At 36.7% G+C, this 19,505-nt stretch carries 13 protein-coding genes; 8 read left to right on the plus strand and 5 right to left on the minus strand.

What is annotated here, in order from left to right:
• Nucleotides 1-136 precede the first annotated feature (136 nt).
• The 4 genes from VB796_RS01620 (at nt 137) to VB796_RS01635 (ending at nt 4,396) form a co-directional block, all read left to right on the plus strand.
• Nucleotides 137-1,426, plus strand: a complete 1,290-nt coding sequence (locus tag VB796_RS01620; protein WP_323344760.1) for an aminopeptidase P family protein — start codon at nt 137-139, stop codon at nt 1,424-1,426.
• An 87-nt stretch (nt 1,427-1,513) separates the two neighbouring features.
• Nucleotides 1,514-2,614: a glycosyltransferase family 1 protein gene (locus VB796_RS01625; RefSeq protein ID WP_323344761.1), complete on the plus strand. Its 1,101-nt coding sequence runs from the start codon at nt 1,514-1,516 to the stop codon at nt 2,612-2,614.
• Nucleotides 2,615-2,639: 25 nt separating this feature from the next.
• Complete coding sequence (locus VB796_RS01630; RefSeq protein WP_323344762.1) at nt 2,640-3,212, plus strand: pentapeptide repeat-containing protein; 573 nt, start codon at nt 2,640-2,642, stop codon at nt 3,210-3,212.
• 5 nt (nt 3,213-3,217) lie between these two features.
• Nucleotides 3,218-4,396, plus strand: a complete 1,179-nt coding sequence (locus VB796_RS01635; RefSeq protein ID WP_323344763.1) for a glycosyltransferase — start codon at nt 3,218-3,220, stop codon at nt 4,394-4,396.
• Between the two features lie 47 nt (nt 4,397-4,443).
• Here VB796_RS01635 and VB796_RS01640 read toward each other — a convergent pair whose 3' ends face one another.
• From VB796_RS01640 to hslV, 3 genes are all read right to left on the minus strand, one after another.
• Nucleotides 4,444-5,232: a glycoside hydrolase family 25 protein gene (locus VB796_RS01640; protein ID WP_323344764.1), complete on the minus strand. Its 789-nt coding sequence runs from the start codon at nt 5,230-5,232 to the stop codon at nt 4,444-4,446.
• A gap of 81 nt (nt 5,233-5,313) precedes the next feature.
• Nucleotides 5,314-5,949, minus strand: a complete 636-nt coding sequence (locus tag VB796_RS01645; RefSeq protein WP_323344765.1) for a peroxiredoxin — start codon at nt 5,947-5,949, stop codon at nt 5,314-5,316.
• Nucleotides 5,950-6,332: 383 nt separating this feature from the next.
• Nucleotides 6,333-6,872 carry an ATP-dependent protease subunit HslV gene (hslV, locus tag VB796_RS01650; protein ID WP_323344766.1) on the minus strand — a complete coding sequence of 180 codons (540 nt, stop codon included), beginning with the start codon at nt 6,870-6,872 and terminating at the stop codon, nt 6,333-6,335.
• 154 nt (nt 6,873-7,026) lie between these two features.
• Between hslV and VB796_RS01655 the strand changes: the two genes are divergently transcribed.
• The 4 genes from VB796_RS01655 (at nt 7,027) to madM (ending at nt 10,733) form a co-directional block, all read left to right on the plus strand.
• Nucleotides 7,027-7,941, plus strand: coding sequence for an alpha/beta hydrolase (locus VB796_RS01655; protein ID WP_323344767.1), 915 nt, complete (start codon nt 7,027-7,029; stop codon nt 7,939-7,941).
• A 155-nt stretch (nt 7,942-8,096) separates the two neighbouring features.
• A complete protein-coding gene (locus tag VB796_RS01660) occupies nt 8,097-9,581 on the plus strand; it encodes an acyl-CoA synthetase (protein WP_323344768.1) in 1,485 nt (494 codons plus the stop codon).
• Between the two features lie 25 nt (nt 9,582-9,606).
• On the plus strand, nt 9,607-9,972 hold the full coding sequence (madL, locus tag VB796_RS01665) for a malonate transporter subunit MadL (RefSeq protein ID WP_323344769.1): 366 nt from the start codon (nt 9,607-9,609) through the stop codon (nt 9,970-9,972).
• A complete protein-coding gene (gene madM / locus VB796_RS01670; protein ID WP_323344770.1) occupies nt 9,972-10,733 on the plus strand; it encodes a malonate transporter subunit MadM in 762 nt (253 codons plus the stop codon). Before madL ends, madM begins: the two co-directional genes overlap by 1 nt.
• A 229-nt stretch (nt 10,734-10,962) precedes the next feature.
• Here the strand turns inward: madM and VB796_RS01675 are convergent, their stop codons facing one another.
• Together VB796_RS01675 and VB796_RS01680 are read right to left on the minus strand one after the other, a co-directional pair.
• Nucleotides 10,963-11,958, minus strand: a complete 996-nt coding sequence (locus VB796_RS01675; protein ID WP_323344771.1) for a glycosyltransferase family 2 protein — start codon at nt 11,956-11,958, stop codon at nt 10,963-10,965.
• A gap of 361 nt (nt 11,959-12,319) precedes the next feature.
• Entirely contained in the window at nt 12,320-19,339 is a 7,020-nt protein-coding gene (locus VB796_RS01680) for an SdrD B-like domain-containing protein (protein WP_323344772.1), read from the minus strand.
• Nucleotides 19,340-19,505 lie beyond the last annotated feature (166 nt).

The raw sequence follows: 19,505 nt of genomic DNA on the forward strand, positions 1-19,505 counted from the left end.
AAAAACCGCCGTCAGGGTTTTTAATTCAGACCCTGACGGCGGTTTTTACCCCGTCAGCGGTTATTTAGTAATTAAGAATACAATTCCGATAAAGAAAATTAATTACTATTTCCGAAAACAAAACCTTTAAAATTATATGAAATACTTACCCATCAACAACGCATTATTTATAGAAAACCGCAAAAGATTAGCTTCATTATTGAAACCAAAATCGCTTGCTATATTTAACTCAAACGACCCAATGCCAACCAATGCAGACGGTACAATGGGTTTTCAACAAAATTCTGATTTATTTTATCTATCAGGCATCGACCAAGAGGAATCAATCCTTTTGATTTTCCCTAATTGCCCCGACCCAAAGCATCGTGAGGTTTTATTTTTGAAAGAAACTTCAGATTTAATTGCCATTTGGGAAGGCTACAAATACACAAAAGAACACGCAAAAGAAGTTTCTGGTATTGAAAAAATATATTGGACAAGCCAATTTGAAGCTGTTTTAACCACTTTAGTTTTTGAAGCGGAACATATTTACTTGAATTCAAACGAGCATATTCGTAATCATTCTACGGTTCAAACTCGTGATGCTAAATTCATTATTTGGGCAAAAGAACATTTTCCTTTGCATAAATTTGAGCGTATTGCCCCTTTGATGCACCAATTACGAGTTATTAAAAGTGATTATGAAATTGCTCAAATTTCAGAAGCTTGTCGCATTACAGAATTAGGTTTTAGACGGCTTTTAAATTTCGTCAAACCAGACGTAACGGAATACGAAATTGAAGCGGAATTAATCCATGAGTTCGTCCGTAATCGTTCAAAAGGCTTTGCTTATACACCTATTATTGCTTCGGGGGCGAGTGCCTGTGTATTGCATTATATTGAGAACAGTCGCCCATGCAAGGACGGAGATTTGATTTTATTGGACGTTGCGGCTGAATATGCCAACTACAATTCTGATTTAACCCGTACTATTCCTGTAAATGGTCGATTTACAAAACGTCAAAGAGCTGTTTATGATGCCGTTCATCGTGCTTTTAAATTTGCCAAATCAATTTTAAAGGTGGGTGTTTTGTGGGAAGATTACCAAAAAGAAGTCGAGACATTTATTGAAAGCGAATTAGTAGATTTAGGATTATTCAGTCGTGCAGACATCGAAAAGCAAAATCCAGATTCACCTTTATTGAAAAAATATTTCATGCACGGTACATCTCATCATTTAGGACTTGACGTACACGATGTTTGGAATAAATACCGTAAAGTGGAAGCTGGCATGGTTTTCACGATTGAACCTGGCATTTATATTCGAGAAGAAGGTATTGGAATACGTTTAGAAAATAATATTCTAATTACCGAAACAGGCAGTATTGACCTCATGGAAAGCATTCCTATGGATGCCGATGAGATTGAAACTTTGATGAATAAATAAGATATAATAACCCTGACGGCACTTAAAACTCCGTCAGCGGTTAAATTTTAAGGATAGTTCATTCCGATAAATATTTTAAAACAACCCATGAAAATCCTTTACGACCATCAAGCATTTACGGGACAACGTTACGGCGGTGTGGCTCGTTATTATCATGATTTGATAGAATCGCTATCCAAAATGGGTGTTGATATTGCGTTGTCTATTCAGTTTTCAAATAATGAATATTTAAAAAGTAGTTCAGTTAGAAAACCAAAACAGTTCAAAAATATTTTCGGTTTTATGCCAACCAATATGTTGGTTTCTCGAACCAACAGAATGAACAGTGTTTTTCAACTTCAAAGAGGTAATTTTGATATTTTCCACCCTACTTTTTTTCACAATTATTTCCTTAAACATCTTGATAATAAGCCATTTGTATTTACGTATCATGACTGTATAAAAGAGCGTTTCAACCTTCAACATATTGATAATTCTACGAGAGAACAAAAGCAAGAAATTCTCAGTAGAGCATCAAAAATAATTGCAGTTTCAGAAAATACCAAAGCAGATTTGCTGGAATTTTATGACATAAAAGCGGATAAAATTGATGTGGTTCATCATTCAACTTCTTTCATTAATCATAAACAACCACATAATTATTACCTCAAAACGCCCGAAAAATTTCTACTTTACGTTGGAGCAAGAAATGACTATAAGAATTTTGATGGTTTATTAAAATCCTTCAAATCAGTTGTTAAAAAGCACACAGAAGTACAACTTTTGTGTGCGGGAGGCGGAAATTTCAACGAAAGTGAATTGCAATTAATTAATCAGTTAGGTTTGAAAGATAATGTAATTCATCTCAATTTTCATAGCGACAATACCCTTTTTGAATTGTATACCAGAGCCATTGCCTTTGTGTATCCTTCTGTTTATGAGGGCTTTGGAATTCCGATATTAGAAGCATTTGCTTGCGGTTGTCCAGTAGTTTTGAGTAATAGTTCATGTTTTCCAGAAGTTGCTCAAGAAGCAGCTTTGTATTTTGAACCAAATAGTGAGGATGACTTGACTGACAAATTATTAACGATTATCAATGATTCAAGTTTACGTAACTCGCTGATTGACAAAGGATTTCTGAGACAAAACGATTTTTCAACAGAAAAAAAAGCCAAGCAAACTTTAGCCGTTTATAAAAGTATTATTTAACACTTCTACATCAGAAGACATCAAAATGAGTAAACAACTTATCGAAGACCAACACTTTCAGGGAATTTCTTTTGTAGAAGAAATACTGGTTTTGGGAGATTATGAAAACTGTAAATTCACCAATTGTATTTTCTCAAACGTTAGTCTTTCGGGTGTCAACTTTATGGATTGTGAATTTAAAGAGTGTGATTTCAGCCTGGCAAAAGTATCCAATACCGCTTTTAGAGATATTAAATTTATTGGTTGTAAAATTTTAGGCGTGCATTTTGAAGATTGTAATAAATTTGGGTTTTCAGTGATTTTTCAAGAATGCCTCTTAAATTTATCATCATTTTACAAAATGAGTTTCAAAACTTCTAAAATCAAAAACTGTAGCTTGCAAGAAGTAGATTTCACAGAAGCAGACTTAACTGCCTTAGATTTAAGCAATTGTAATCTTTTAGGAGCTAAATTTGATGGAACAAATTTAGAAAAAACTGATTTCAGAACTGCCGAACATTATACCATCAATCCAGAAAAAAATCGAATAAAGAAAGCTAAGTTTTCATTAACGGGAATCGTTGGGTTACTGGAGCAATACAATATTGTGATTGAATAATTTACATGACCAAAAATATTTTAATATTTGAACCCGACGCAAGTGGACACCACTCTGGTTATTTGTATCACCTGATTATCAACTTCTTATCGGCAAATTACCCCTATAACTTAACGGTTTTAGTTGCCCCTGATTTCTTTGAACAACACCCACAAATCATTGAAGAAACAACTTCTCCGAAAGTAAAATGGATTGCCTTTTCAGATTCAGAATTTTCAGCATGGAAAATTACGAAATCTCAAAATGTAACTAAACGTGCATTTTTTGAATGGGATTTATTGCGAAAATACATCACTGAAACCAATGCTTCTTACGCATTTTCGATGTACATTGATTATTTGCAAATTGCATTATTGACGCAAAAAGCCCTTCCGTGTCCAGTTTCGGGTATTTTATTTCGTCCGACTTTAGTCAATTATCCTGCTCATTCACTGAAAGAGCGACTGAATACTTTCCGTAAAAATTTGACCTTAAAATTATTTGTAAAAAGTAAAAAATTAGACTCCCTTTTCAATCTCGACCCATTTGCAACGGACTATATCAAACAAAATTGGGAAACAAATAAAGTCATTTTCTTGCCTGACCCTGTGCAAGTTTATTCTTCTACAAAATCAGTTGAGGAAATAAAAAAGGAATTGGGCATTGAAGAGAATAGAAAAGTATTTTTGATTTTTGGCTTTTTGGATTCTCGCAAAGGAATTTCGGAAGTAATGGAAGCGGTTGGGAAAATCTCAAAGGAAAAATCTCAGAAAGGAACGCTTTTAATTGTTGGACCTTGGGAAGAATCAGAAAAAATCAAGTTTGACAAAAAGTTAAAGGAAATAAAGGGAACTTCTGATTTTCAAATCATTACAAAAAACACCTTCATTGCCGACCATGATATTCAGCCATATTTTGAGGTTTCGGATTACATTTTGGCTTTGTACGATAAACATATCGGAATGAGTGCCATTACGGTCAGAGCTGCGGCAGCTCAAAAGCCACTGTTGACTTATAATTTCGGATTGATGGGAAAAATAGTGACTGAAAACGAATTAGGATTAATCGTAAATAATGATTTAACTGAAAAGCTTGAAATGTTGTTAACCCAAAATATCAACGTAGGAAATAAGCATAAAATGAAACAATATGCCGAATTGAATCGAGCAGAAAATTACGCAAAAGTGATTTTGGATAATTTGTAGCTCGATGCTTCCGCATCGAATATAACAGTCCGATGCGGAAGCATCGTTTACAAGCATAAGTCTTCTAAATCGCTCTCACTACCCAAAAAAACATTGTAATCAACAGTTCCTTTTACACCTTCGCACCAGCCTTTTTGGTTATGTTGCCAAAACCATAAATTTGAGCCGTAACCTTTCAAAGTCTCCTTTGAATAATCGGCAATCCAAAGTGGATAACCATCAAAATTTCCTTTGATAAATTTTCGATAAAAATTGGGATTTGTATAGATAATTGGCTTTACTCCATAATGTTTTTCAACGATATTTAGCCATGTTTCAATCTCTGCAATTATCTGACTATCAGCCTTTAATGAGTTTTGTTCAATATCTAAAACGGGGGCAAAATCACCTTTCTTTAGTTTAACAGAATTAATAAAATTTTTAGCTTGTCCAATGGGTTCACGCCAAGGAATAAAAAAATGATAAGCACCTCTTTTAATGCCTAATTTACCTAACTGTTCCCAATTTCTTTCAAATTCTCGGTCGGAATGCGTCATGCCCTCAGTCGCTTTCAAAAAGCAAAATTCAAGATGTAAATCTTCATCTGAAAACTGCATTTTTTTCACTTTTCTCCATTCTATTTTACCATTATGGTGCGATACATCAATGCCATGTAACTTATAACGAAGCGGAAGGGTTATGCCAATTTTAGAAATTTTCTCCCATCCATTTGGATTTGGACGGAGACTATAATAAGCAAAAAGAGCAATCAAAAAGATAACAGAAGCTACTAAAACAAGCCTAACTCTTGAGGGTAATAATAAGAATTTTACTTGTAATAATTTTAGATAATTCATAAAAGCAGAAAAGGATTAGGAAAATAGTCTGTACAAATTTACAAACAATTTCCTAATCCTTTAATTTTAAACGTATAAAGCCTATTTATTTGGTTGAGGCGTTGTACGTAAATATGGTTTCACAACGGTAAATCCTTTCGGGAATTTAGCAGCGGCATCTTCTGTTTTTACGGCTGGTGTGATGATAACATCTTCACCATCTTTCCAGTCAGCAGGCGTTGCTACTTGATAAACTGCCGTTAATTGTAATGAATCAATTACACGCAAAAGTTCTTGAAAATTACGTCCCGTTGAAGCAGGATACGTTAATGTCAATTTAACTTTTTTGTCTGGCCCAATAATAAATACCGAACGAACCGTTGCTTTTTCAGAAGCATTTGGGTGAATCATGTCATAAAGTGTTGCCACGTTACGGTCAGAATCTGCAATAATTGGGAAGTTCATTTTTACATTATTAACCTCCTCAATGTCTGGAACCCATTTGTTGTGTGAATCTAAATCATCAACAGAAACTGCGATAACCTTTACGCCTTTTGCTTCAAACTCACCTTTCAAAAGAGCTGTTTTTCCTAATTCAGTAGTACAAACTGGTGTAAAGTCAGCAGGGTGACTGAAAAGCATCGCCCAAGAGTCGCCAATCCACTCATGAAAATTTATTGTTCCTTGTGTTGTCTCCGCAGTAAAGTCGGGGGCAATATCTCCTAATCTTAATGACATAGTTTTACTGATTTATTGTTATTGGAATTAATACTCTACTAAGTTACAAGATTAAACAATAATTAGTTCAATATCTATCGTTTTTTCTGTTTGTAGCACAGGTTTTCAACCTGTAAAACTTCATGAACAACAGGTTGAAAACCTGTGCTACTTTATAAACAGGTTGAAAACCTGTGCTACTTTACAAACAGGTTGAAAACCTGTGCTACTTTACAAACAGGTTAAATACTGTGCTACTTTACAAACAGGTTAAATACTGTGCTACTTTACAAACAGGTTGAAAACCTGTGCTACTTTACAAACAGGTTGAAAACCTGTGCTACTTTACAAACAGGTTGAAAACCTGTGCTACTTTATAAACAGGTTAAAACCTGTGCTACTTTTTACACAGGTTTTTCAATGATAAAATTGTGATTTGTGTAAATACAAATATCTGCTGCAATGGTTAAACCTTCTCTGACAATTTCCTCTGCTGAAAGATGAGGTGCGTGTTTTTTCATTGCCAAAGCTGCCGAGAGAGCATAATTACTTCCCGAACCGATTGCTGCGATACCATTTTCTGGTTCAAGTACATCACCCGTTCCTGAAATGATTAATGTTTCTTCTTTATTGGCAACAATCATCATTGCCTCTAATTTTCTAAGATAACGGTCAGTTCTCCAATCTTTCGCTAACTCAATACTGGCACGTTTCATATTACCCCCATAAGCGTTCAATTTCTCTTCAAAACGTTCTAAAAGTGTAAAAGCATCAGCCGTAGAACCTGCAAAACCCGTTACGATTTTGCCATCCAACATTTTACGAATTTTCTTCACGTGGTTTTTGGCAACGGTTGCCCCCATAGTTGCTTGTCCGTCTGCTCCGATAGCTACTTCGCCATTATGTACTACCGCCAAAACGGTTGTTGATTTTATTTTTTCCATAAGATTCTTGAATTTTTGCAAAGATATTAGGTAAATATTACATTTGACTTCCTTTCTGAAATCAGTTATTAGATTGAATCGTTAATACCCTCATTCTTAATATTTTATAAACGTTATTTAAACTCATTTTTATCAAAATTTTCAAATAATCTCCATGAAAAAATCACTCTTTACTTTAAGTCTCTTATTAACAATGACTTACGCACAAGCTCAACAAGAAATGCCTTTATATCCTAAAGAAGTTCCTAATTCAAAACCTGTTCCAAACACTCAAAAATCTGAAACTGATAAAAATGGTGTTTTGCGTATTTCAGAAGTTACAGTCCCAACCATTACGGTTTATTCTCCTGCAAAAGGTACATCTAACGGAACAGCCGTAATTATTTGTCCAGGAGGCGGTTATAGAATCTTGGCTGCTTCACACGAAGGCTCAGACGTAGCCAAAGAATTTAATAAAATGGGCGTAACTGCTTTTGTGGTAAAATACAGATTACCCAATGAAAATGCCCAAATTGACAGAACAATTGCACCTTTACAAGACGCTCAACAAGCCATTAGAATGGTCAGAACGGATGCTATCAAATACGGTATAAACCCTAATAAAATCGGAATTATGGGTTTTTCGGCAGGTGGACATTTAGCGGCAACAACTTCAACCCATTTTGCAAAACCCGTTGGCGATAATGCCGATGTAACCAATGTACGTCCAGATTTTTCAATTTTAGTTTATCCAGTAATTACCATGAAAGAATTTGGGCATCGTGGTTCAATGGAGCAATTAATAGGAAAAACACCTTCGCAAGATTTAATAGAATTATACTCAAACGAACTACAAATTACGAAAGATACACCTCCAGTATTTTTGGTTCATGCGGGAGATGATAATGCCGTTCCTGTGAAAAATTCGCTTTCATATTATGAGGCTTGTCAGAAAAACGGAGTACCAGCTGGAATACTAATTTATCCAAAAGGTGGACATGGTTTTGGCTTAAATAATAAAACAACGAAAGATAAATGGATGAATAGCGTAAAAAGCTGGATGGATTCAATGGGTTGGCTAAAAATTTAGTGATTTTTGATTTAGTGATTTAAGAAAAATCTTTTGGGGGAGTTCCTTCTCAATTTTTCAAATTATATTTTTGATTTCTATTTTTATCTTTTCTAAATCTCTCTCAATTTTCGTAGTATAACCAAATCCATTTATCCATTATAAATAAAAATTAAATGCTTCAAATTATTAACAAAAGCAATCAGCATAAAACCGCCATTATTTCAAATGGGAATTCATATTCGTATGATGATTTACAAATAGCTTCCAAAGAATTTGCCAGTTTTTTATTAGACGATGATACAGACTTAGCCGAATCTCGGGTGGCATTTATGGTTACAGCAGGTTTTGATTATGTAAAAACGCAATGGGCTATTTGGCAAGCGGGTGGTATAGCCGTTCCTCTTTGTACAACTCACCCATTATCGTCATTGCAATATGTTATTGAAGATACGCAAGCTGAAGTCATTATCGTTTCTCCTGAATTTGAGTCTATTTTAAAAGATTTAGCTTCTCAGAAAAATATCAAATTCATCGTTTTAGGGCAAAAATATGAGGAAATTAGTAAGGAATTACCTCAATTATTGGCAGATAGAAAAGCCATGATTCTTTACACAAGCGGTACGACTAATTTACCCAAAGGTGTCGTAACAACTCATGCCAATATCGAGGCTCAAGTCAGTACGCTCGTAGATGCTTGGGAGTATTCTGAAAACGACCATATTCTGTGCATTTTACCTTTGCATCATGTGCATGGTATTATCAACGTGATTTCATGTACCCTTTGGGCGGGTGGCACGGTAGAATTTCTACCCAATTTTTCAGCCGATGGAGTTTTTAATTGGATGAAAAGAATGGCAGAATCAGGTATAAATGGCGTTTTCATGGCTGTGCCAACCATTTATTTTAAATTGATTGCTCACTTTGAAACACTTGAAGAATCAACGCAAAAAGCCTTGACGGAAAATATGAAAACATTTCGCTTGATGGTTTCTGGCTCGGCAGCCTTACCTGTTTCTGTTATGGAAAAATGGGAAATTATCAGCGGACATCGCCTTTTGGAACGCTACGGAATGACTGAAATAGGCATGGCAATTAGTAATCCTTATCATGGAGAAAGACGTGCTGGACACATCGGTCAGGCTTTACCAAACGTAAATATTAGATTGGTGGACGAACAAAATCAAGAAGTTGCCATTGGAGAAGCAGGAGAAATTCAGGTAAAAGGTGATAATGTTTTTCAAGAATATTGGCTAAAATCAGAAGCTACCGAAAACACATTTACAAAAGATGGTTGGTTTAAAACGGGTGATGTTGCCGTTTTGAATGAAGGTTATTATAAAATTTTAGGGAGGAGTTCCATTGACATTATTAAATCTGGAGGATATAAAATCTCAGCCCTTGAAATTGAAGAAGTGTTGAGAGCTCACCCGAATATTAACGATTGTAGTGTAGTTGGAATTGACGATGAAGAATGGGGAGAGTTGGTGGTCGCTGCCATTATTTCTGACGATAAAAACTTGAATACAGATGAGTTAAACAAATGGATTCGAGAAAAAATGCCGTCTTACAAAGTGCCAAGAAAATATAAAATTGTTGACGAACTTCCACGAAATGCGATGGGAAAAGTTACCAAAAACGATTTGAAGAAGTTATTTTAACATCAATCTAAAACCACTATAAACTATGTTAATTAAAGGAGTTGCCCTCTTGGCGGGCTGTTATATTTTAGGTCAATTATTAGGAGAAACTTTAGGAAAGTTACTTCATGTTGATGCAAATGTTGGTGGGGTTGGTTTTGCGATGATTCTTTTAATTTTTTCTCAAAACTGGTTAGAAAAACAAGGGAAATTCAATGCTGAAATGGAAAGTGGCATTATGTTTTGGAGCAAAATGTACATTCCTGTCATCGTGGAAATGTCGGCAGTGCAAAATGTGCGAGTGGCTTTATCAAGTGGGGCAATTGCTCTTTTGGCTGGTATTATTCCCGTAGTTATTTGTATTTCCTTATTACCTCTTGTTTCAAAATTAGCCAAAAACAACCCTCAATAATGGAATACATAACCACTTTACTCTCAAAAAACGGATTAATATTCGCCTTTCTCATCACAGGAATCATCATTTTTATTGCCGATTTTTTATCAAAAAAACTAACAAATAACAAAATTCCAGGTTCAGCAATTGCCATTTTTTTAGGCTTAGTTATCGCCTATTTTGGTGGAATAGTTACTGGAGGAAATAAGGGCATTGCTGACATCAAAGAATTTTCTGGCTTTGAAGTCATGGGAGGAGCTATGTTTCGGGATTTTACCATTGTTTCAACCGCAATGGGCGTGAGTTTTAGTGTTGTCAAAAAAACGGGCTTGGCAGGAATTGTCTCACTTTTTATTGGAGTTGTATTGACATTTTTGTGCGGGTCAATTATTGCAGTAAGTTTGGGATATACCGATGCAAAAAGTATCACTACGATTGGGGCAGGTGCTTGTACATTTGTGGTTGGACCTGTTACGGGAGCAGCCGTTGGAGCGTCATCAGACGTAATTGCCATCAGTATCGCCACAGGATTGGTTAAGTCAATCTTAGTAACTATTGGAACTCCTTTAATTGCTCGTTCTATCGGTTTAAACAATCCTTCAACGGCTATGATTTATGGAGGTTTAATGGGAACAACGAGTGGTGTGGCGGCAGGTTTAGCCGCTACCGACCCAAAACTTGTACCTTACGGAGCAATGACTGCCACATTTTATACAGGTTTGGGCTGTTTATTGTGTCCTTCGGTTTTGTATGTTTTGATAAATTTGTTTTTTGCGTAGCTAACCCCGATTTGCAATCGGGCGTTGAATGGTCTTGCGTTTCTAACGCAAATAAGAGTAAGCGACTCAGTCGCAAAACCATTGATGCCCTGAGTGTAAATCAGGGCAAGCGAGCGAGTAAACGACTCAGTCGCAAAACCATGAATGCACTGATTGTAAATCAGTGCAAACGAGAATTTAAAAACAAAAATAACGTCGGTAAGGTTTGAACCTTGCCGACGTTTTATCTTTACTTAAACCGAACATCAATATTATCGGCTTCTGCAATTTTGTAGAAGCCTTTTATTTTGAAGAGGGTTTTCCAGAAGAATTTTAGAAATACCAATACTTTTAGCCCAAAAATCTTTTGACTTCTTAATTGAAAAAAAGGATTTCGGAAGTTGATTATGTTCACGGTAATTTTCCAAGCGTAAAAGGCAATGGCTAAGGTTACGTAATGAAAAATCAAGAATAAATATGGCGAAATACCATATTCTTTCCGAATCCAAAGGAGATTGGAAACTTGCATTTGTGTGCCAAATTTATTGATAGGCGTAATATTTGTTCTTCGGAATGGCGATGGTTTTTCTAAGTGAATAAAACGAATATCATCAAAATAACAAAGTTTTCCTGCTTTACGAAGTCTGCCTGCCCATTCAAAATCTTCGGCATACATGAAGAAATCTTCGTCCATTGCCCCTACTTTCTCAATCGTTTCACGGCTCATCATCATAAAAGCTCCGCAGGGTAATTCTGCCTGATTTGGGTCGGAAAAATGAGGTTCAGAAAAGAATTTATCTAAATATTTATTAAAACGATTCGGAACAACATACAAAAATTTCCTAAACTCATTCCGATTTCTGAAATACGGCATCAAACTCAAATCGGGATTTACTTGTAAACCTGCAATGACTGCTATGTCTTTTCTTTCTTGGAGTCGGTTAAAAGTCAAGGCAATGGTGTTTTCAAAAAGTAACGTATCGGCATTGAGCAACAATAAATAATCACCTTTAGCTACTCTGAAACCTGCATTATTTCCACGACTAAACCCTGCATTATAACCCGTTTGAACCCACACAATATCTGGATGATTTCCTTTTAAAATCTGCTCCGAATTATCTTCTGAATTATTATCAACTACAATAACTTCATAATCAATCCCGTGAGTAAATTGTTTGATTGAAGAAATACAATTAACCGCTAATTCGGCTGATTTATAATTGACAATGATAATGGAAACGTTCATTAAAAATTCGATGTTTGTTGTTGGATATTTGATGTTAGGGAAAGTAAAATTACTGAATTCTAATCGAATAATATCTACTGAATAACATATCTGGATGGTAGGATACTATTACAAAGCTGTCAATTTAAGAGATTTGCCCACTTAACGCTGACAGGGTTTTAAACCCTGTCAGCGTTAAAACTGGAATTATCTAAATTTTGGGACAATTAAAAATCTAAATTGATAACATTGAAATGATATTCGAACATATACAAAAACAATCAAAACATGAACAAAAAAAAGCATAGACCCAATGAGCCTATGCTTTCCGCACTCTATTCCTTACTTTGTTTTATTAATATTTTTGGACTGAATCAGTCTATTATTTTGATACTTTTTTCATCGTGTATGGAATACAAACGTCTGGTTTACATTCACATACTCTTGTTTTTAATACAACTGTTTTATCAGTAAAACAGCCATTACTATTAAAAATTCTCACGGTATAACTCTTATCAGTTGTTGGATTTACTAAATTATTAGCTAAAATTCCATCGTTTGGAATCACGGTAGCGGTAGCAAATGTTTTTGTTCCTGAATAAGTTGTCCCTTCCGAATAATCATATTTATTAGCAGAGTCAAAACCCGATACAATCAATTTAGCATCACTATTTGGCGTTCCCACCGTACAAGTTGCTTGTTGCGTTTGTACATCAAAAGCAGGAATTGCTTTGCGAGTTATTTTAATTGTATCTGAACATCCTGCCGTATTCATTAAAACGAATGTATAATCTCCTGCAACCGTCATTCCGATAATTTCACCAGTAATTGGGGTGATTTGTACGCTACCAGGGTTGGTCGCAATACTTGACCATGCTGTACCTTGTAGTGCATTCGGTAATTTATAGTTTGTTGAATCGCCACAGAATACTTGGTCAATTCCCGCATTTGGCTTAGCAGAACGTTCTACTTTTACCGTATCTGTACATTCGCCTTGTGTCAATACGAATTGATAAATACCATTTGTGTTCATGTTGGCAATTGCACCTGTTGCATCAATGGTTACAATTCCTGCACCTAAACTATTTGCCGCCACTGACCAAGTTTGATTTGTTCCTGTTGCTGACAATTTAGCCGTCGTTTTTGGTTCACAAATACCTCCGTTATTACCTAATAAATCACTTCCTGCATTTGGTGATGGCTTACGGATTACGGCTACGGTATCTCCACAATAATTATCGCCTTCTTGTTCCAAAATGAATAAATAAGTTCCGTCTTGGGTCATTCCCGATACGTTTCCTTGATTATCAATCGTTGGCGTTGGCAAGGCTGAACCATTGGCAAAGTATTTCCAAGTTTGTCCAGTATTCAAGGCTAATAATTTAGCAGTCGATTTTGGAGAACAAATCACTTTATCGTTTCCTGCATCTAATTTTTCGTTGATGTAAACATTTACGGTGTCTTTACAACCACCTGTATTTGTTATATAGAATACATACGTACCAACATTGATTAATCCTGATGCAATACCACTTGTATTATTGATGGTAACAGTTGCAGGGTTAGTGGCATCAGCTGTCCAAGTTGCTCCCGAAATTAGGGTCAACTGTGCCGTTGAAATTGGTGAGCAGATTGATAAATCGTTTCCACCATTCAATTGAGCATTCACACTTACCGAAGTTGTTGCCGTTACTGAACATGAATTTTCATTCATTACCACTACTGTATAAACGCCTGCTTTTACGGTATTGGCTACTGTAATAATTGGCGATTGCGATGTTGAAGCAAATCCGTTTGGTCCAGACCAAGCAAATTTTGTTCCATTTGTTGTAACTCCTAATTGAATATCTTGTCCAAAACAAACTGGCGAATTTGAACTTGCCGTTGCCGTTGGGGTTGCAAAAATAGTCGTCGAAGCCGTCGCCTGAGCGGTACATCCATTTGCGTCTGTCACCTTTACAGTATAAGTATAATCTCCTGCTGTTGGTGAAGTAATCGTTGGATTTTGAACCGTTGAGGTAAACGTTGGCGAACCAGACCATTCGTAAGATTTAGCACCGCTTGGCGTTGAAGTCAAGCTGATATTTCCACCTGCACAAGTTGGAGCAGAAGCCGTAGCCATTACACCAGTTAGAGCAGGGTTTATCGTTACATTTACCGAGCCAGTTCCTCGGCAACCATCGGCATTTTCAACTGCGACAGTCCAAATTCCATTTTCTGCCGAAGTAGAATTTTGAGTAAATGGATTTTGCATCGTTGTCGTAAATCCTGATGGACTCGTCCATAAATATTTCGCTCCTGTTCCTCCTGTAATTGATAATTCTAATCGTGAACCCGCACAAACTGGACTGTTACTCGTTGGTGTTACCGTTAAGGCACTTCCAACCGTTACATTTACCGTTGTTGCAGCCGTACAGCCTTTTGCATTTGTTAAAGTAACCGTATAAACTCCTTGATTACTGACAGTTGCATTGCTTATCGAAACCGTTTGTTGTGTACTTGTAAAGCCACTTGCACCTGCCCAAGCGTAAGTCATTCCCTCAGGAAGTACCGATATTGTACCACTGCCACCCAAACAAATCGCTGCACCCGTTGCCGTTGGTACTGGAATTGGACTCACCGTTACGCTTGCCGTAGCATTTGCCGTACAACCATTTGAATTACCTGTTACGGTATAAATTCCTGCATTTGTTACTGAAACCTCAGAAGTTGTTCCTGTAAATGAATTTGGTCCCGACCAAGTATAATTTGTTGCTCCTGTTGCTGTTAACTTTCCTGTTGTTCCTTCACAAATTTCAATACTCGAAACGCTTATCGTTGGTTTAGGATTTACTACAACATTTGCCGTTAAAGCCGATGTACAAGCGTTAGAATTGGTAATTAAAACGGTATAAGTTCCTGAGTTTGTCGTTGCTAAATTTGGCAAAATAACCTCTTGCGTTGTTGCCGTAAAGCTATTAGTTGAACTCCAAGCATAAGTGGCATTCGGGTCAGAACTTATTGCCTTCATTGTTAAAGTTTGACCAACACATAAACTTGGTACAGTAATCGTTCCAACGGTTGAACCTGGACAATCTCCGCTAATACCTGCATCAATGGTCAAATTTGAATCTCCAGCTACTAAAGTTACAGGACTTGATTTTCCTGTTGCTGGGTCAGCGTTACTGTCTTTTGTAACATCTGTTGTTCCTGCCAATGGAGAAAAATTATTTCCTGCACCAATTGATGATTTTACAAATTCAACTGTGTAAGTTCCTGCTGGTAAATTATCGAATAAATATTTTCCGTTAGCATCGGTTGTGGTTGTTGCAACTGGTGTTGTATTTGTTCCTGAATATAATTTTACTTGGATATTCGCAACGCCTAATTCCCCTGTATCTTGAACACCATTTCTATTGGTATCCGACCAAACAAAATCTCCTAATTGAGCAGGTTTAAAGACCCCAAAGTCAATCGTTAAGTTGGAATTTTTATCAGCATCTGTATTTACGGTTACATCTCCATCATCAGTTGGTTCGGTATAATTTCCAAGTTCAATTGCTTTAGTTCTAATCGTTTGCCCTGAAACAGTTGTTCCATCATCATCATTATTGATGTCATTATTTGGCGTTCCAACGATTGGTTCATAAGCACCCGTAGCCGAGCCAATTGTCCCTGTACTTGACTTAAAGCCTGTTGGTGCTTCTATTTCTACGATATAATATCCTGGAATTAATCCTGAGAATAAATATTTTCCGTTGGCATCAGTAGTTGTAGTTTGAATAGCAGTTCCGTCTGGTAAATCTGTTGGTACACTACCTGCCAATTGTGCTTTGTATAATTTTACAGGAACACTCGCTACGCCAGTTTCTCCATTATTACTTAAGCCATCGTTATTGGCATCATTCCAAACTAAATTACCAATACTCAAACATTCAGTTACTGTAATATTTAAAGTTGTTATTGCCGAACATCCGTTAGGGTCATTAATCTTCATGGTATAAATACCTTGCTGTACTTTATCAGGCGTTGTTGGAATGCTGATATTCAAAGTATTCATTGATGAAAAACCATTTGGTCCTGTCCAGTCATAAGTATATCCAACTTCTGGCGAGAATGTTCTCAAAACGATTGTTTCACCAACACAATAATTCAATTTTCCGGCAATTAATGACGTTGAAATTGTATTGAACGTTACCGTTGATGTCGCACTTGCACTACAAATTCCATCCGTTACGGTTACTACATATTTACCTTTATTAGCATCAGTAACATTGGCAATTGATGGATTTTGTTGATTCGATGTAAAGTTTGAAGGCCCAGCCCATAAATAAGTCACACCTGTATTTGACGACGTTGCTGAAAGGTTAATATTTCCTCCTATACACGTGCTTACATCAGCAGTTGTTACGGTTACTCCTGCGTTTTTTGTTACTTTCACCGTATCAGTACAACCATTTGAAGTTAAAGTAAATTGATAAACGCCTGAATTAGTCATACCTGAGATGTCACCAAAATCGGCTAAAACATTGGCTGGCGATGGATTGGCAGGGTTTGTAACAACTCCCCAAACATCATTTCCTGACGGAAAACCTAAAGAAGCCGTTGTGGCAGGCGCACATATCGTTTGGTCAATTCCTGCATTTGGTTTTGCTTTTCGCAAAATCTGCATTTCTTCAAAGCAATCTCCTTGTGTTAATCTTAAAGTATAAACTCCGTCAACGGTTAAACCTGTTACTTTTCCATCTGCTGCAACTAAAGGCGTTGCTCCAGAAGGTTTTGAAATTATCGTCCAAATTTGCCCCGCAGATGCTACATTAACTGTTGCCGTAGTTAATGGCGAACATAGCGTTTGGTCTGCACCTGCCACTGGTAATGAACTACGAGTAATTGAAACGGTATCAACACAACCTGTTTTAGTAGAAGTCAATAAGAAAACATATTTCCCGTTGGTAGTCATTCCTGTTACTACACCCGACGTTACATTGATAATTGCAGCAGGGTTAGCAGGAGATGTAAATACTGACCAAGTTTCTGGCTCTGTGCCTGTTTTGGCATCTGGTAAATCAAATGTTGCCGTTGGTTCACAAATAGTTACGTTTGTTCCATTCGGTTTTGCCACTGGTGCAATACATTTAAAACCTGCATCTAACGTGTGATTATTTTCACCTGCATTTCCTGTTGTAAAAGCGATTGAAGCATAAGTATTTGAACCAGAAACACTTGCATCTGAGTCGATGACATCTTTTGCGTTTGTACTTACATCAGTTTGTGTTGGTTCAAGTCCTAATAATTTTGTTTGTTTAGAGCCTCCATTTGTATTTGGAATACGAATTTCGTAAGCCGTATTAGCATCTAAACCTGTAAAATAATATTCTCCTGTGGTTGCATCAGTGGTAGTTGTTCCCACTTTAATACCTGCTTTCCATAATTCAACAGTTACATCAGTTAGTGAAGGTTCACCAGCATCTTGAATACCATCTTTATTAATATCATTCCAAAGTCTGTTACCAACTTCAATGGGCTGATTGGCACAGAGTAATTCTAAATCTCCTAAACCATTTGCTTTACCAAAAGTTGTTGAGCCACCACCTGCATCAGTTCCAAAAACTTGATAACCACGTGGAGCTTGTCCTGTTGTATTATCAAACCAACGAACACCACCTGCTCTAAACGCTGCAACTGGATCAAAAACTGTTTCTGCTACTTCATTTTTACCTGCTAATAGAGCTAAACCACCCAAAGAAATCTCTTGGTGTCCACCACCAGCTACACCATCAGGAAAGTTTTTATTAGCATTTTTGGTGTACATATCTTGCCAATAAAATTCACCACCATTTGGTCCCTGAGCAGGCGTTTGATTTGTCCCACCCGAAACAACACCATTGACAGTACCATTGCTTTCTAAGGCGTAAGTTCCATCTGCATTTAAACCAATTCTTAAAATATCGCCCGCCGATGTACCTTCATACGTATTTAGGTCTGTTACGGTTGGACTAAAATTACTATTCCCCAATTGATGTCCAGCTCTATCCATAAAACCCACGATAATTGAACCATCAACATCAAATTCAATATCAGATAACATTGGCTGTGGACAGATAGTCTGACCGTAAGTTCCTGCTCCAGGTAAAGGATTAGTTATTTGACTCCATTGTGCTATCCAAGGTTTCCAAGCGGCTGAAGTTTTATCTGTTGCACTTGAAATACTTGTAAAACCACGAGCATAATTTAAAGGAAAATTATAAACTTCCGTAAAATTATCTGGGTTTGCATCTCCCGGAGTAAATGAATAAATATATGCTTTCAAATCTGCGGCGGTACCTCCATTTTCAGCCGTACAAACACCTCCTACGTAAACTTTACCTCTCCAAAATTTTACAGCCCAAGGTCTAAAAACACCGTTTGTACAACCTGGATTTGGAAGTGTATGAGCAATTTTAGTCGTTGGTTTTACCGCAGGAGAACCAATTGGCAATTCATACAATTTTCTATCAAATGTATTGACTACCCATAAAGATTTCTCATCATCTGCAATGTCAATATCACCTAAAGACATTTTACCCACCCAACCGAATGCCGTTGAATCGTGATTTGGGAGTGTTTTATCGGTACTTAATCTTTCTGCTGGAATAGCTTGATTTCGTGAGTCTGTTCCAACAGGAATTCCTAAATCAGCATTCAAGTCCACAAAAAGTGTAGTTACTGAAGTAGCTCCCGAATTATCAATTTTATAAATAGCACCAGGCCCTCCATTACCAAAACCTGAGTGTCTTTTCAATAATGCACTTGCAAAAAGGAATTTTGTTTTTCTCTGATATGCCATACCCCAAATTGCCCCAACCTCTGAACCTTTCGATAAATAAGTGTTCTCAGAAGTTGTTGTTCCATCACCCGTTGGAGCGTAAGGTACAGAGACTACAAAAGGGTCATTTCCAGAAGTACCACCATTCAAAGGTGTTCCGTTTTCGTAACAAGGTGTTACTAAATTTGGATTGGTAGTTCCACAAAAGTCAGAAGGATAATTTATACCAAGACTTGCCGTATTTCCTCCATTCACAAATTGAATAGAAGTACCACTGCCAGTACCTTTAGGTCCTACAAAAAATGCCGATGGAAAGTTTGAAAATTCAATTCTAACCTGAGAATTTGTTCCAACAGTAACCGAATAACTACCGTCAGCGGCAGTCACCGATGTAGAGCCAGCTTGTGTTCCATCAGCTTTAAACGCTTTCACAGTAACACCACCAACACCAGGTTCAATTGGGTTCGTTGTTGTTTGCTGACCATTAGCGTCGAAATCACGGAAAACTTTACCTGTAACGTTTTGAGCGTCAATTTCTGTAAATACCGAAGCAATTAACAGTAGGGAAAAGCAAGGAATTAAAGCCTTTACTATCCGAAGACGTAAGGATTTTTTCATTGATTTTATGGGTTTTTATGAGCTGAATTATTGAGGTAATCAAAATCTACCTTTCAGTAGTATTTTTTGAATACTTTGACAATTCAATGATTATGTAAGGAAATACTTATTCATATTTTCACAGAGATTGTACTCTAAAGGCACAATAGTTCTATGAAAACACCTT

Source organism: Arcicella sp. LKC2W (genome assembly GCF_034931005.1).
Lineage (GTDB): Bacteria > Bacteroidota > Bacteroidia > Cytophagales > Spirosomataceae > Arcicella.